The following is a 15,404-nucleotide window of genomic DNA, read 5'->3' on the forward strand; positions in this document are numbered from 1 at the left end:
TTCTTTTTTTTTATCGGTTTTGTAGTGATATATATAGGATATAATATTACGTTAGCTGATGAGTATTGCACATCAAATCGCACTAACGTTAATACCTGGTGTAGGCCAGGCTACTGCTAAACACCTGTTAGCATTTTTTGGATCTGCCGAAGCTGTTTTTGAAGCTGCTGTCTCCGATCTGCTGATGGCTCAGGGGGTAGGTATAGCTATTGCAAATCAAATTGCCAGCAAGCACGTATTAATCCAGGCAGAAGCAGAACAACGCTACGTAGAAAAGCACGATATTAAAGTGTTGTTTTATACGGCCGGCGACTATCCGCAACGCCTCAAAGAATGCAGTGATGCACCGGTTTTACTCTATTATAAAGGTGCTGCCGACCTCAATCAGCGTCGAATGCTAAGTGTGGTGGGTACCCGTATGGCTACGGCTTACGGTAAGCAGCTGTGTATGGAACTTGCAGAAACTTTAAAAACATACGGCGTGCTGGTGGTGAGTGGTCTTGCCTACGGCATTGACATCGCCGCCCATCGGGAAAGCCTTCGAAATAACATTCCAACGGTAGGCGTGCTTGGCCATGGGCTGGACCGCATTTATCCTTATCACCATAAACAAATAGCCCAGGATATGCTGGAAAGGGGAGGTTTGCTCAGCGAGTTTCCTACCAATACCATGCCCGACCGAGAGAATTTTCCTAAACGAAATCGCATTATCGCAGGCCTTTCCGATGCTACACTTGTGGTGGAAGCTACAATCAAAGGGGGTGCCTTGATTACGGCAGAACTCGCAAATTCCTACAACCGCGATGTGTACGCATTTCCCGGCAGGGTAAACGATCCTTATTCGCAGGGGTGTAACTTTATGATTAAAACCAATCGGGCAGCACTGATCAATGCGCCAAAGGACTTACTCTATTACCTTGGCTGGGATGACGTTAAAGAACCAAAGGAGCCGGCTCAACAGCAATTACTTTTTGGTTTGTCGCCAGAAGAAGCAAGGGTAATGGACTTGTTAAAGTCTGCACCCTTACTCATAGACGAACTGGCCTCTAAGTCTGCCATCCCTCAAGGCAAACTCGCTATCCATTTATTGAACCTGGAAATGCAAGGTTTGCTTATTTCGCTTCCCGGTAAACGGTATAAGGTTCATTAAATATTCTGACATACTTCTAAATATGCCTGTTAATAACTCTATTGGTTAAGTAGATTAAAATTTTATTTGCGCAATGTCATTTAACACGAATTAAATTCTAAATTTCTTTTTGTAAATAGAATTCTAAGGGGCAATTCGTATTTTTGTAACATGTGGTATAATAATATTTTAGAAACTATCGGTAACACCCCGTTGGTTAAATTGAATAGCGTTACTAAAGAGATTCCGGCAACGGTACTTGCTAAGATAGAGTCTACTAACCCTGGAAACTCCATCAAAGATCGCATGGCGATTAAAATGATTGAAGATGCGGAGAAAAGTGGTAAACTAAAACCTGGTGGAACCATCATTGAAGGAACATCCGGCAACACGGGTATGGGGCTTGCTATGGCTGCCATTATTAAAGGTTACAAGTGTATCTTTACCACCACTGATAAACAATCGAAAGAAAAAGTAGATGCTTTACGTGCTTTTGGTGCCGAAGTAGTGGTATGTCCAACTAACGTTGAACCTGAAGATCCACGTTCTTACTATTCTGTGTCTTCCCGGTTAGAAAAGGAAACACCTAACTCCTGGAAACCGAATCAATATGATAATTTATCCAATACTCAGGCGCATTACGAACAAACAGGTCCCGAAATTTGGGAGCAAACAGAAGGGAAAATTACACATCTGGTAGTAGGCGTTGGTACCGGTGGTACAGCATCTGGTATTGGTAAATTTTTAAAAGAGAAAAATCCTAACATACAGGTTTGGGGTATAGATACTTACGGGTCTGTATTTAAGAAATATAAAGAAACCGGAATTCTAGACAAAGATGAAATCTATCCATATATCACTGAAGGTATTGGAGAAGACTTTTTACCACAGAACGTTAATTTTGATGTTATTGATCTTTTTGAAAAAGTAACAGATAAAGATGCAGCCTTGATGACCAGGGATATCGCCCGTAAGGAAGGTATTTTTGCGGGTAACTCTTCAGGTTCTGTGATAGCAGGTCTATTACAGTTAAAGGATAAATTGAAACCAGAAGATGTAGTGGTTGCAATTTTCCATGATCATGGAAGTCGTTATATGGGTAAAATGTTCAATGAGGACTGGTTACGTGAGCGCGGCTTTTTGGAGGATGAGAAATTAACTGCAAGCAGTATTCTCGCTAAAAAGGAGCAGCAGGAGATAATTACCATCGATTGCCAAAAGACAATTCTTGAAGCTATCAACAATATGAATACCTTAAATATCTCTCAGATACCGGTAACACAACAAGGTATGGTGGTTGGTAAATTAGCGGAAAGCGATATTTTAAGGGCTTTAATGGAGAATCCTTCCTTGAAATCGGCACCTGTACAGGAAATTATGACGGCTACTTTTCCGTTTGTAGATATGAATACTTCCATCGATAGGATTTCATCCCTGATTAACAAAGAAAACAGTGCGGTATTGGTTGAGGTTGAAGAAGGCAAGATTGATATTATCACTCAGTACGATATCATTAATGCAATTTCTGCCTAATTACTGTGCCAAACTAATAAGACATAAAAAAAGCCTTTTTAAGGGCTTTTTTTATGTCTTATAGTTTAGTTTAGTTTTAATGACCAGGCCCTGTACCTTCAACCCGTCTGATTTGTGCACCTAATGCGCGTAATCGGATGTCGATATCCTGGTAACCGCGTTCAATCTGTTCAATATTATAGATAGTAGAAGTGCCTTCTGCAGATAAAGCAGCGATTAATAACGAAACACCTGCACGAATATCTGGAGAAGTCATGCTGATACCACGTAATTTGTAGGCCTTATCGATACCATTCACCGTTGCACGGTGTGGATCGCAAAGAATAATCTGTGCACCCATTTCGATTAACTTATCAACAAAAAACAACCTGCTTTCAAACATTTTCTGATGTATTAATACATTTCCTTTTGCTTGGGTAGCTACAACAAGGATAATACTCAATAAATCAGGTGTAAAACCTGGCCATGGCGCATCGGCCACTGTTAACATAGAGCCATCGATAAAAGATTCAATGACATAATGTTTTTGAGAAGGAATATAGATATCATCACCCCTTAATTCAAACTTGATACCCAGTTTTTTAAATACCTCCGGGATAATACCCAATTCCTGATAACAAACGTTTTTGATGGTGATTTCTGATTCAGTCATGGCCGCAAGACCAATGAACGAACCTATCTCAATCATATCCGGCAACATACGGTGTTCTGTACCGCCAAGTCTGGTTACGCCTTCAATCGTTAACAGGTTGGAACCTATTCCCGAAATTTTTGCACCCATGCGGTTAAGCATTTTGCATAACTGCTGTAAATAAGGTTCGCAAGCTGCATTATAGATAGTGGTTGATCCTTTAGCCAACACCGCAGTCATTACAATATTCGCTGTGCCGGTTACCGAAGCTTCGTCCAATAATACATAGGCACCTTTTAGATTGGTAGCATCAACGTTAAAAAATTCCTTTTTACTGTCGTAAATAAATTTTGCGCCCAGTTTCTCGAATCCAAGGAAGTGGGTATCCAATCTTCGTCTTCCAATTTTATCACCACCCGGTTTAGGAATGGCTGCTTTTCCAAAACGACCTAAAAGAGGGCCTACAATCATAATGGAGCCTCTTAAGCCACCACCTTTGGCTTTAAAAGTATCAGACAGGAAGTAATCGAGGTTAATATTTTTAGCTTCAAAAGTATAGGTGTCTTTTGATAGGCGTTCTACAGCTACACCAAGATCGCCTAGTAACTCAATAAGTTTATTGACGTCTTTAATATCAGGTATATTGCTGATGGTTATTTTTTCTTCTGTTAGTAATACGGCTGCAAGGATTTGTAATGCTTCGTTTTTCGCACCTTGAGGATGAATTTCTCCTTTTAATTTTTTACCACCTATTATTTCAAATGCATTCATGTTTCTTTTTTCTCTTTAGCTGGTAATTAGTGTCTTGGTTTTCCGTTGTTACTACGCTGAGGACGGTTATTATTGTTATTTACACGGCCTTTACCATTATTATTGTTGTTACTTCTGCCACGGTTGTTGTTATTTGTAGACCGGTTTACCATCGGTTTAAATTCAACTTTATTAAGGTTAATGTTTTCTTCAAGCTGCAACTCGCCACCTGAAAGTTCAGAAAGGTTCTTTAAAATGGTTTCATCGGCCACATTGTCTTTGTTCCATGTTACATAAGCCATTTTCATGAAATTGGCGATTCCTTGTACCATCGCTGCTTTACGTTCTGGCTCTTCCGTGTTTTTGGCTCTTTCAATCAGCGTTTCCACTGTTTTACCGTAATGTTTAAACCTTATTTTTTGCTGTGGATAGCCAATATGTTTAGGTTTAACTGCAGCCTGTTCAGGCGTAGGCTTTGGATATGGGCTATCAACATCAATTTTATAGCCAGAGATGATGTGCAAGTGATCCCATAATTTATGCTTGAAATCAGCCACATCACGCAGGTGTGGATTTAAAAAACCCATCAGGTCTATAACGGCCTGTGCATATCTATTCCGTTCCTGAAGATCAGGTAGCTCGCAGATGTATTTCACCATGTTTTGCACATTGCGACCATACTCGGCTAAAATCAATTCGTTGCGAGTGGTATTATAATCAAAATTCATTTTTAATTTTCTATAGGCTTATCGTGGTTGATCGGAATCAACTGCCTGTGTATGTGTTATAATAAGGTATAATTTATCTAACAATTCGCAATTTAGCAAATTTTAGTAATAATTGTTTATTTCCTAAACCCTGGAAGAAAACGGTTGCTTTAACGTCAGGTAAATTACCTTCCAGGTTAATGATTTTTCCAAACCCAAATTTCTCATGTTCTACCTCCATACCCATTTGAAAGGCACTTGCCGCATCGGGTGCAAAATCCGGAGTAGGTACATGTGCTTTTGGCAATATAGAGGTTGTTTTAGGCATTGCACTCGTTGCCGTTGGTTTAGGCTTGCTGAATGATTCGCGTTGCTGCGACCAGCTGCGGCGTTCATTGTCAAAACTATCTTCCCCTAAAGTACTTTTCGCTGGTTTTGCCACTTCCAGCTCCAGGTATTTCGGGCTTATTTCATTAATAAAGCGACTAGGTTCACAACTGGTTAAGGTGCCCCAGCGGTAACGCGAAGTAGCGTAGGTGAGGGTAAGCTTTTTCTCAGCCCTGGTAATCGCTACATAAAATAAGCGGCGTTCTTCTTCCAGGTCCGAACGTGAGTTCAATGACATTTGCGAAGGAAACAGGTTTTCTTCCAAACCTACTACAAACACGTTTTTAAACTCTAAACCCTTTGCAGAGTGGATAGTCATCAGAGAAACCGTGTCTTTATCCTTATCGTCCTGCCTGTCGTCGTTGGTTAATAAGGCAATATCCTGCATAAATACAGCGAGGCTGCGGTCTTCGATATCTTCTCGTTCCGAGAATTCCTTAATACCATTTAGGAGTTCCTGAATATTTTCATAACGACTTCTTCCTTCAATGCTGTCGTCAGTATGCAACTCTTTTAAAATACCCGAATGTTGTGCAATAAATAAAGCGGTTTCGTAGGCATCCAGTTTTTTAGACTCGGCCGCAAAACTCTTTATCATCATGGCAAAATCATTCAGCTGGTTTGCAATTCTACCTTCAATATACTGTTGAGGATTACAAATGACCTCAAACATGGTAATATTATGTTTATCGGCTGCTACAATTATCTTATCAACCGTAGTGTCTCCCAATCCTCTTTTAGGATAATTAATTACCCTTTTAATAGCTTCTTCATCACTAGGGTTGAAAGTGAGGCGGAAATAGGCTATTAAATCCTTAATTTCCTTGCGTTGATAGAAAGACAATCCGCCATAGATCTTGTAAGGTACATTAAGTTTACGTAAAGCTTCCTCCATTGCCCTCGATTGTGCATTGGTGCGGTACAAAATGGCAAAGTCTTTATGATCTAAACCTTTCGAACTGCGTTCCAGCACAATGGCTTCTGCTACCAGTTTTCCTTCTTCATTATCGGTAAAGGCGCGCTGTACTTTAATACGGTCGCCAGTTTCATTAGCAGAGAATACGTTCTTCTCTAGCTGGTTTTTATTGTTTGCAATAATGCTATTGGCTACTTCTACAATGTTTTGTGTAGAACGGTAGTTTTGTTCCAGTTTATATACTTTAAGGTCCGGATAATCCTTTTCAAAGTTCAGGATGTTTTGAATATTAGCACCCCTGAAACCATAGATACTTTGTGCATCATCGCCCACTACACAAAGATTTTGGTAAGCTGCAGCAAGTTTTTTTACAATAGTGTATTGCGAAAAGTTTGTATCCTGGTACTCATCTACCATCAGGTATTTAAATTTCTGCTGATATTTGTTTAAAACGTCCGGATGGTTTTTTAATAAAACATTGGTTTTAAAAAGCAAATCGTCAAAGTCCATTGCTCCGGCTTTGAAACACCGTTTGGTATACGTTTCATAGATAACGCCTATAAGGGGGCGTTTATTGCTAATATCCTCTGCTTGTATCTCTGCATTGTTCAGGTATTCGCTGTGAGAAATCAAGTTGTTCTTAGCCGAAGATATGCGGTTAAACACAAAGTTTGCATTATACAACTTATCATCAAGCTGCATTTCACGGAGTATGGCGCGTACTAAGCTTTTGCTATCATCAGTATCGTAAATGGTGAAATTTGATGGATAACCAATCTTTTCTGCTTCTACCCTTAAAATTTTGGCGAATACAGAGTGGAAGGTACCCATCCATATATTTTTAGCTTCATTACCAACCACCTTCATGATACGCTCACGCATATCCTTTGAAGCCTTGTTCGTAAATGTGAGTACTAAAATATTAAAAGGATCTACACCTTTCTCAATTAAATGCGCAACGCGGTAGGTAATTACCCTGGTTTTACCAGATCCGGCTCCAGCCACAATCATGGCCGGCCCGTCGGTATTTTCTACTGCCGCACGTTGCTGTGGGTTTAATCCTGCTAAATAATCCAAAATGAGCTAAATATTTTAAATGCGAAGTAATAAAAGACCACGCTGTATAAATATAGGTTTGTGTGGCTGACTGTTCTTTTGTGGATGAACGTCATGCCGCTGATCTAATCAGGTCCAAATATACAAATAAGTAGTTAATATGAAAAGTTTCAAAAACTCTATATTTGTCAAAAACTTTGTCATGCAAGAGATCAAAAAATATGTTGAAGAAAACAAAGAACGCTTTTTAGAGGAGTTGTTTGAGTTATTGCGTTTCCCATCAGTAAGTGCCGATCCTAAGTATAAAGGTGATGTGTTGAAAACTGCAGCATTTGTTGCTGAAAAGCTTAAAGAAGCCGGCGCCGATCAGGTTGAAATTTGTGAAACAGCTGGTTACCCAATTGTTTACGGTGAAAAAATCATCGATCCTAGCCTGCCAACGGTATTGGTGTATGGCCATTACGATGTACAGCCTGCCGATCCGCTGGAGTTATGGAAAACGCCACCATTTGAACCAACTATTCGTAACGGAAAAATATATGCCCGTGGAGCTTGCGATGATAAAGGACAGTTCTATATGCATGTAAAAGCATTTGAACTGATGATGAAAACCAACACCATGGCTTGCAATATGAAGTTTATGATTGAAGGTGAAGAAGAGGTAGGTTCTGCAAACCTTGGTATTTTTGTAAAAGAAAATGCAGAACGGTTAAAGGCCGATGTGGTGTTAATCTCTGATACTTCGATGATCAGCATGGAGAACCCTTCAATAGAAACAGGTTTACGTGGTTTAGCGTACATGGAAGTGGAAGTAGTAGGCCCAAATCGTGATCTTCACTCTGGTGTTTACGGTGGTGCAGTAGCCAATCCTATTACTATATTATGTAAAATGATTGCTTCCTTGCATGATGAAAACAACCACATTACCATTCCGGCTTTCTATGATAAAGTACTTGAATTAACTAATGAAGAGAGAAAAGCTTTGAATGAGGCACCTTTTGATCTGGAAGAATATAAAAAAGACCTTGATATTAAAGCTGTATGGGGGGAAAAAGGTTATTCTACGCTGGAACGTACAGGAACACGCCCAACTTTAGAAGTAAACGGGATATGGGGAGGCTATATTGGCGAAGGTGCAAAAACAGTACTGCCGTCAAAAGCTAATGCGAAAATATCCATGCGCTTAGTGCCACATCAAAATTCACATGAAATTTCGGAAATTTTTGCAAAACATTTCGAAAGCATTGCCCCAGAGTATGTAAAAGTAAAGGTAACGGCACATCATGGTGGCGAGCCGGTGGTTACACCAACAGACAGCGTCGCTTACCGTGCAGCAGAGCAGGCTATTATTGATTCTTTCGGTAAAAAGCCTATTCCTACACGTGGTGGTGGTAGCATTCCTATCGTGGCATTGTTCGAAGAAGTATTGGGTATTAAATCTGTATTGTTTGGTTTTGGATTAGACAGCGATGCATTGCACTCGCCAAATGAGAAATTTGACGTCTTCAATTACTATAAGGGTATCGAGACACTTCCTTTGTTTCATAAATATTATGCTGAATTAAGTAAATAAGCTGTGCCTCCTCTTCCCAAGAAAAAACCACTTACTTCACTCGATAAAGCATTAGCGCGAACACAGGCCGCTACGGCAAAAAAGCCGGTTGTACGTAAACCTGTGAAGAGGAGGCCTTCTAAAAAGAAGTCAAAAGGCATGGCCATGCACTGGAAGTTTATCATAGCGATTTTCCTGCTGGTCCTGTTATCGCCTTTATACTATGCTTATGTGTTGAAGTTATTTACATCGACCATAAGCTGGGTTAAAGATTGGGGCGAAGACCCAAACTACCGCACCTACCAAAGTTTTAATATTAAAATCCCCAGGAAACATAGCATACATGGAATCGATGTATCCTCTTATCAGGGAAAAATCGACTGGCAGCAGGTAAAAGCCATGCACGAAGATAGCGTGAGGGTACATTTTGCCATCATTAAAGCGACGGAGGGGGTGGCACTTGTTGATCCTTATTTTCAAAGAAACTGGCGTGAGGCAGCTAAAACAGGTATTGTTTGTAGTGCCTACCATTTCTTCAGGCCAAAAAAATCTGGCTTGTGGCAGGCCCGGTTCTTTTTGCAAACGGTACAGTTTGAAAAAGGCGATTTACCGCCAGTTATTGACGTTGAAGAGTTAAATGGTGTATCACCAGCAGTGATGCGTAAAGAACTTTCAATATTTTTGTTGCATGTAGAACGAAAAACTGGCGTAAAACCAATTATCTATTCAGGGTTATCCTTTTATAACGATTACCTGGACGGCCATTTCGACGATTATAAATTATGGATTGCCCACTACTATGAGCCACAGCTTAAAGTAAATTCTGAGAAATGGGTATTCTGGCAGCACTCAGACCAGGCGCGTATCAACGGCATTAACCATACAGTAGATTTTAATGCCTTTAATGGCGACAGCACCATGTTTGAAGCCTTAAAAATAAAATAAAATCGGTGTTAAACCGTCCATTTCTCACAGGTTTTTAAAAACTCAGGATCAGCGTCTGCACCAATTCCAATCGTTTCAGGTATATCCAGCTTGAAGCCACTATAGGTTAAACCACCCTTTACCGGGTCTATGAGGTGTCCCAACAGGCAGGTGTCAAGGTCAAAAAACACCACATGTGGGCTTGCCAAGGCAAAATGAAGGTTAGCACTCAGTGCTATACGGCTTTCTAGCATACTTCCAATCATACATTTAACACCTGTTTTTAGTGCTTCTTCATGTATCTTCTGCGCTTCAAGAATACCCCCTGATTTTGCAAATTTGATATTCAAATATTCGCACGATTTGCTGTTAATCAGCTTACGCGCATCATGGTGGTTGTAAACGCTTTCATCAGCCATAATTTTAATAGGTGAATTCAGGTTAAGTTCTGGGAGCTGGTCGTCAAACCAGGTGCGCATGGGTTGTTCACAAAACTCAATGTTGTATTTCTCCAGATCGCCCAGGGCTAATAAAGCCTCATCGAAAGTCCACCCTTGGTTTGCATCCAGGCGGATGGACATATCAGGCCCAACGGCATCTCTAACTGCAGCAACTCTTTTAATATCCTCATGAATACCCTTTCCTAATTTAAGCTTTAGTATGGTACAACCTTTTTGCTGGTAACTAACAGCAGCACTGGCCATCACCTCTGGTGTCCCGATACCAATGGTCATATCGGTTTCTATGGTTCTTTTATTTCCATCTAAAAATTTATATAATGGCAAACCCGCGTTTTTTGCAGCTATATCAAATAAGGCCATGTCAAAAGCACTTTTAATGGTGCTATTATGATCAGCATAACCCAATAGGTCGTTCATGCGCTCCGGAATATCCAGTGGATCTTTGCCAATCCAGATTTTAGCAAAATCTTTGGCCATAGCGATACAGGTTTCTTGGGTTTCGCCTACAATCATTGGGAAGGCCGAGCATTCGCCCACGCCGTAAATGTCACGATCTGTATGTACCCTGATGAAAACATTTTGAGCGAAATGCATAGTGCCAGTCGCAATTACAAAAGGTTCCATTGGGATACTGAAGCGGTAAATTTCGGTATGTGTGATTTTCATGAGTTTATTGTTTTTTCATTTCCATTTAGGCCAGGTAATGCGCTACACGGTTTCATGGTGCAATGTTTGAGGGTAAAAGTACGACTTATCTTTTTACCTTTATTGTATGAATTTGGAACCTAATGAACTAATTAAATCCTCCTCGCCCTATTTATTGCAACATGCCTATAACCCTGTCCATTGGTATGAATGGGGGGAGACCGCTTTACAGATAGCAAAAGATGAAAACAAACTCATTTTGGTAAGCATCGGTTATAGCGCTTGTCATTGGTGCCATGTGATGGAACGCGAAAGTTTCGAAAACCATGAGGTGGCCGAGGTGATGAATCAACATTTTGTATGTATAAAAGTAGATCGGGAAGAACGCCCGGATATTGACCAGGTGTATATGCTTGCTGTACAATTGATGACTGGCAGTGGAGGGTGGCCTTTAAACTGTATCTGTTTGCCAGATCAGCGGCCGGTTTATGGGGGTACTTATTTTCAGAAAAACGATTGGATTAACGTGTTAACCCACGTAGCGGCTTTGTGGGCCCAGGAACCCGAAAAAGCATTACAATATGCTGATCGTTTAACAGAAGGTGTTATTAATGCAGAGAAAATTATTCCGAATGTTAAAACTGCCGATTACACTGCCGAAGATTTAAAAGAAATTGTAGCGCCCTGGAAACGCAGTTTTGACATGAGTGAAGGGGGATATAACCGCGCACCTAAATTCCCATTGCCTAATAACTGGTTGTTTTTATTACGTTATGGCCACCTGGCTGAAGACCAGTCGGCAAGCATGGCTACCTTGTTTACCTTAGAAAAAATGGCTTTAGGTGGAATATACGATCAAATAGGGGGTGGTTTTGCCCGCTATTCTGTTGACGATAGGTGGCACGTACCACACTTTGAAAAGATGTTGTATGATAATGGCCAGCTGATCAGTTTGTATACAGAGGCCTATGCCGCTACACGTTTGCCTTTATTTAAAGAGGTGGCAGAAGAGTGCATTGCCTGGTTACAGCGCGAAATGACTTCGCCGGAAGGTCTGTTTTATGCTGCACTTGATGCAGATAGTGAAGGGGTGGAAGGGAAGTTTTATGTGTGGTCGGGCGATGAATTTGAAGTAACTACCGAAGGCGATCATCTACTGCTTGCCGAATATTATAATGTGACGGAAGAAGGTAATTGGGAAGAAGAACATACTAATATCCTGTTAAGGCGTGTTACTGACGAAGAATTTGCTGCTGCCAAAGGTATTCCGCTGGAAGATTTACAGATGAAAGTTAAGTTAGCCAAAGAAAAGTTATTGCAATATCGCAGTTTAAGGGTAAGACCTGGATTGGACGATAAATGTCTCACGGCATGGAACGCCATGGCCATTAAGGCACTGGCCGAAAGCACCGTCATATTTAAAGATGCCACATACATGGCAATGGCAAAAAGGGCAGCAGACTTTATCCTTTCGGCAATGCGAACCCCTGATGCGGGCTTGTACCGGAATTATAAATCAGGGAAAGCAAGTATCTCCGGTTTCCTCGATGACTACGCCTTTTTTATCGAAGCATTACTGGCTTTATATGCTGTAGATTTTGATGAAAAGTGGCTTAGTGAAGCTAAAAATTTAACGGAATATGTGTTAAGTAATTTCAATGATCCAAACACGCCGATGTTTTTTTATACCCCATCCGGTAATGAAACTTTAATTGCCCGTAAGCACGAAATCATGGATAATGTAATTCCTGCCTCTAACTCTGTAATGGCGCAAAACTTACAGACGTTAGGCTTATTGTTTGATGAAGATAGTTACTTGGCAAAAGCAAGTGCTATGCTTGCTGCTGTTAAGCCACAGCTTAAAACTTATGGTTCTGCTTACTCTAACTGGGCCATCCAATTGTTGAATGAAGTATATGGCCTTAACGAAATTGCGATTAGCGGAGTAGAACATCAAGCGGCTGTTGAAGCGTTAAATGAAGTCTACATTCCGAACAAAATTACAATAGCAGGAACAAATTCTTCACTTCCTTTGTTAAAAGATAAGCAAAGCATTGAAACAAAAATCTATATTTGCCGGAATAAAGTATGTCAGCTGCCCGTGAGATCAGTTGAGGAAGCAATAAAATTAATAAATTAAACAAGATTCTAATGAGTATTAAACCTAATACAGTGGTTTCCTTAACGTATGAATTGCATACGACAAACGCAGAAGGACAACAAGTTTTTGTAGAAAAAGCTGATGAGCAAAACGCTTTAGTTTTTTTATATGGTGCAGGTATGATGTTACCAAAATTTGAAGAGCATTTGCTTGGTTTAAATGTTGGTGATGAATACAGCTTTGAGCTGACTGCTGCTGATGGTTACGGAGATATTGATCCGGGAGCATATGCAGACTTGCCTAAAGATATGTTTAAAGAAGTTGACCTGCCGGGTGTTGGTGATGTAATCCCATTACAGGATAACCAAGGTAATCACTTCAGAGCAGGAGTTACTGCTATAAATGATGAGACTGTTTCAGTTGATTTAAATCACCCGATGGCTGGTAAAAACCTGATTTTTGCTGGTAAAATTCTTTCTGTGCGTGAAGCTACTGAAGAAGAATTAAACCATGGCCATGCACATGGTGCTGACGGTCACGAGGCTCACTAATTCATATTTAAAATTTCTTAAAGGGGTTGTGTCATGATAAAATGGCACAACCCCTTTTTCTTTTAATCCATCACCACCCTTGCGATTTACATAGTATTTGCATTTATCTTTAAACGTAGTTTTAATGCAATTTCAACTCGTATTCATGTAGAATCAATTTCGAAATTCTTTTAACTAAAAAGAGGCTGACCATTTTTCAATGATGCAGCCTCTTAGAATATAGGTAGCCCCGTTTACTTGTACATTTCTGCGCGTAAAGCTGCTATTTCTTCGCTATTGATATAATCATCATAACTCATCATGCGGTCAATACTGCCTTTTGGGGTTAACTCAATTACACGAGTTGCTACTGATTCAGTTAGCGCATGATCTCGTGAGGTAAATAATGCTGTGCCTTTAAAGTCCTTTAACCCATTATTTAAAGCGGTAATAGATTCAAGGTCGAGGTGATTCGTCGGCTCATCAAACATAAGCAGGTTGGCATGTTTTAACATCATCTGAGAGAACATACAGCGCATTTTCTCACCACCAGACAATACTTTGGTGTTTTTTAATACCTCTTCTCCAGAGAAAAGCATTCTGCCTAGAAAACTCCTTACAAACTGCTCATCTTTATCGGTATCTGAATATTCTCTTAACCAATCAACCAGGTTCATGTCCTTGCCGTTGAAATAATCTGAGTTATCATTAGGAATATCTGCCACGTTTATGGTTACCCCAAATTTAAAATCACCAGTATAGTCCTTATCGCGGCCAGTTAATATCTGGTAAAAAGCAGTGGTCGCTAAACTGTTTTGCGAAATAATGGCAATTTTATCACCTTTATTCACCATAAAGTTAACGTTCTTGAAAAGCACTTCGCCATGCGCCGTTTTACTGAGGTTTTCCACCTGCAAAATCTGGTCGCCAGCTTCACGGCCCAAGTTATTAAACAAGATAGCCGGGTATTTACGACTTGAAGGTTTGATCTCCGTCAGATCGATTTTATCAAGTGCTTTTTTACGGGATGTTGCCTGTTTTGATTTGGAAGCGTTGGCGCTGAATCGCTGAATAAATTCCTGCAGTTCCTTAACCTTTTCTTCTAATTTCTTGTTTTGATCACTGCGTTGTTTCAAAGCAAGCTGACTTGACTCATACCAGAAAGTATAGTTACCAGAGTAAATATTGATTTTGCTGAAGTCTATGTCGACAATATGTGTACATACAGCATCTAAAAAGTGCCTATCATGCGATACCACCAAAACAATATTCTGATAATCGGCAAGGAAGTTCTCTAACCAGGCGATGGTCTCAATATCTAAATCGTTGGTTGGCTCATCCAGTAAAAGAATGTCTGGGTTACCAAATAAAGCTTGAGCCAATAACACTCGAACCTTTTGTTTACCGTCCAGTTCTTTTAATTTTTTATAATGTTGATCTTCTTTAATTCCAAGGTTGCTAAGCATGGTTGCAGCATTACTTTCCATGTTCCATCCATCCATTTCAGCGAATCTATTTTCCAGTTCACCTGCGCGTTCACCGTCTTTATCGGTAAAGTCCTCTTTCGCATAAATGGCGTCCTTTTCTTTCATGATGTCAAACAGCTCTTTATGGCCCATCATAACAGTTTCGATGACAGTATATTCATCAAATTCATGGTGATCCTGTCTTAAAACCGCCATTCGTTCACCCGGAGTAAAGGATACCTGACCTGAAGTCTGGTTCACTTCACCTGAAAGGATTTTTAAAAAGGTTGATTTACCTGCTCCGTTTGCTCCAATAACACCGTAGCAATTGCCATGGGTGAATTTCAGGTTAACATCTTCAAATAAGGTTCGTTTGCCGTAACGTAGAGATAAATTAGATACTGATATCATAAATGCTTAAAAAATAAGATGCAAAGGTAGGTATTATTTATAAGGGGTAGAATAATGGGCTTCCTAAATGACTAAAAATTAACCAAAATCCCAGTTTATCGCAAGAGTTGTCTGCTATTTTGTTCTACAATTATGAGAAAAATTTGTGCAATAAGTTGTGTCTATTTTCTCTTTGAGAGATGCTTTTATATAGGTAATTTACATT

Annotated in this window: 11 protein-coding genes; 6 read left to right on the forward strand and 5 right to left on the reverse strand. The window is 40.1% G+C overall.

From position 1 onward, the window contains the following. The first annotated feature begins 58 nt into the window (after window positions 1-58). Both dprA and ACR2F3_RS00700 read left to right on the forward strand, forming a co-directional pair. Window positions 59-1,150, forward strand: coding sequence for a DNA-processing protein DprA (gene dprA / locus ACR2F3_RS00695; protein ID WP_432708061.1), 1,092 nt, complete (start codon window positions 59-61; stop codon window positions 1,148-1,150). Window positions 1,151-1,300: 150 nt separating this feature from the next. Then, window positions 1,301-2,662 carry a pyridoxal-phosphate dependent enzyme gene (locus ACR2F3_RS00700; RefSeq protein ID WP_432708062.1) on the forward strand — a complete coding sequence of 454 codons (1,362 nt, stop codon included), beginning with the start codon at window positions 1,301-1,303 and terminating at the stop codon, window positions 2,660-2,662. Between the two features lie 76 nt (window positions 2,663-2,738). Here ACR2F3_RS00700 and murA read toward each other — a convergent pair whose 3' ends face one another. The 3 genes from murA to ACR2F3_RS00715 form a co-directional block, all read right to left on the reverse strand. Continuing rightward, window positions 2,739-4,064 (reverse strand): UDP-N-acetylglucosamine 1-carboxyvinyltransferase, encoded by a 1,326-nt coding sequence (murA, locus tag ACR2F3_RS00705; protein ID WP_432708063.1) that lies wholly within the window; start codon window positions 4,062-4,064, stop codon window positions 2,739-2,741. Between the two features lie 26 nt (window positions 4,065-4,090). Next, window positions 4,091-4,771, reverse strand: a complete 681-nt coding sequence (locus ACR2F3_RS00710) for a DUF4290 domain-containing protein (protein WP_432708064.1) — start codon at window positions 4,769-4,771, stop codon at window positions 4,091-4,093. 73 nt (window positions 4,772-4,844) lie between these two features. After that, on the reverse strand, window positions 4,845-7,130 hold the full coding sequence (locus ACR2F3_RS00715; protein WP_432708065.1) for an ATP-dependent helicase: 2,286 nt from the start codon (window positions 7,128-7,130) through the stop codon (window positions 4,845-4,847). A 181-nt stretch (window positions 7,131-7,311) separates the two neighbouring features. On the opposite strand from ACR2F3_RS00715, the gene ACR2F3_RS00720 reads away from it, so the two are divergent. Next, entirely contained in the window at window positions 7,312-8,682 is a 1,371-nt protein-coding gene (locus ACR2F3_RS00720; RefSeq protein ID WP_432708066.1) for a dipeptidase, read from the forward strand. Window positions 8,683-8,685: 3 nt separating this feature from the next. Further along, complete coding sequence (locus ACR2F3_RS00725) at window positions 8,686-9,606, forward strand: glycoside hydrolase family 25 protein (protein WP_432708067.1); 921 nt, start codon at window positions 8,686-8,688, stop codon at window positions 9,604-9,606. Between the two features lie 8 nt (window positions 9,607-9,614). Here ACR2F3_RS00725 and ACR2F3_RS00730 read toward each other — a convergent pair whose 3' ends face one another. Continuing rightward, on the reverse strand, window positions 9,615-10,712 hold the full coding sequence (locus ACR2F3_RS00730) for a mandelate racemase/muconate lactonizing enzyme family protein (RefSeq protein WP_432708068.1): 1,098 nt from the start codon (window positions 10,710-10,712) through the stop codon (window positions 9,615-9,617). Window positions 10,713-10,818: 106 nt separating this feature from the next. Between ACR2F3_RS00730 and ACR2F3_RS00735 the strand changes: the two genes are divergently transcribed. Both ACR2F3_RS00735 and ACR2F3_RS00740 read left to right on the forward strand, forming a co-directional pair. Further along, window positions 10,819-12,831 (forward strand): thioredoxin domain-containing protein, encoded by a 2,013-nt coding sequence (locus tag ACR2F3_RS00735; protein ID WP_432708069.1) that lies wholly within the window; start codon window positions 10,819-10,821, stop codon window positions 12,829-12,831. A gap of 11 nt (window positions 12,832-12,842) precedes the next feature. Next, window positions 12,843-13,343, forward strand: a complete 501-nt coding sequence (locus ACR2F3_RS00740) for an FKBP-type peptidyl-prolyl cis-trans isomerase (RefSeq protein ID WP_432708070.1) — start codon at window positions 12,843-12,845, stop codon at window positions 13,341-13,343. A gap of 233 nt (window positions 13,344-13,576) precedes the next feature. Here ACR2F3_RS00740 and ACR2F3_RS00745 read toward each other — a convergent pair whose 3' ends face one another. Further along, on the reverse strand, window positions 13,577-15,199 hold the full coding sequence (locus tag ACR2F3_RS00745) for an ABC-F family ATP-binding cassette domain-containing protein (protein WP_432708071.1): 1,623 nt from the start codon (window positions 15,197-15,199) through the stop codon (window positions 13,577-13,579). Window positions 15,200-15,404: the final 205 nt, after the last annotated feature.

Origin of the sequence: Pedobacter sp., from assembly GCF_045627485.1 — a bacterium.
In the GTDB taxonomy this organism is placed as follows: domain Bacteria; phylum Bacteroidota; class Bacteroidia; order Sphingobacteriales; family Sphingobacteriaceae; genus Pedobacter.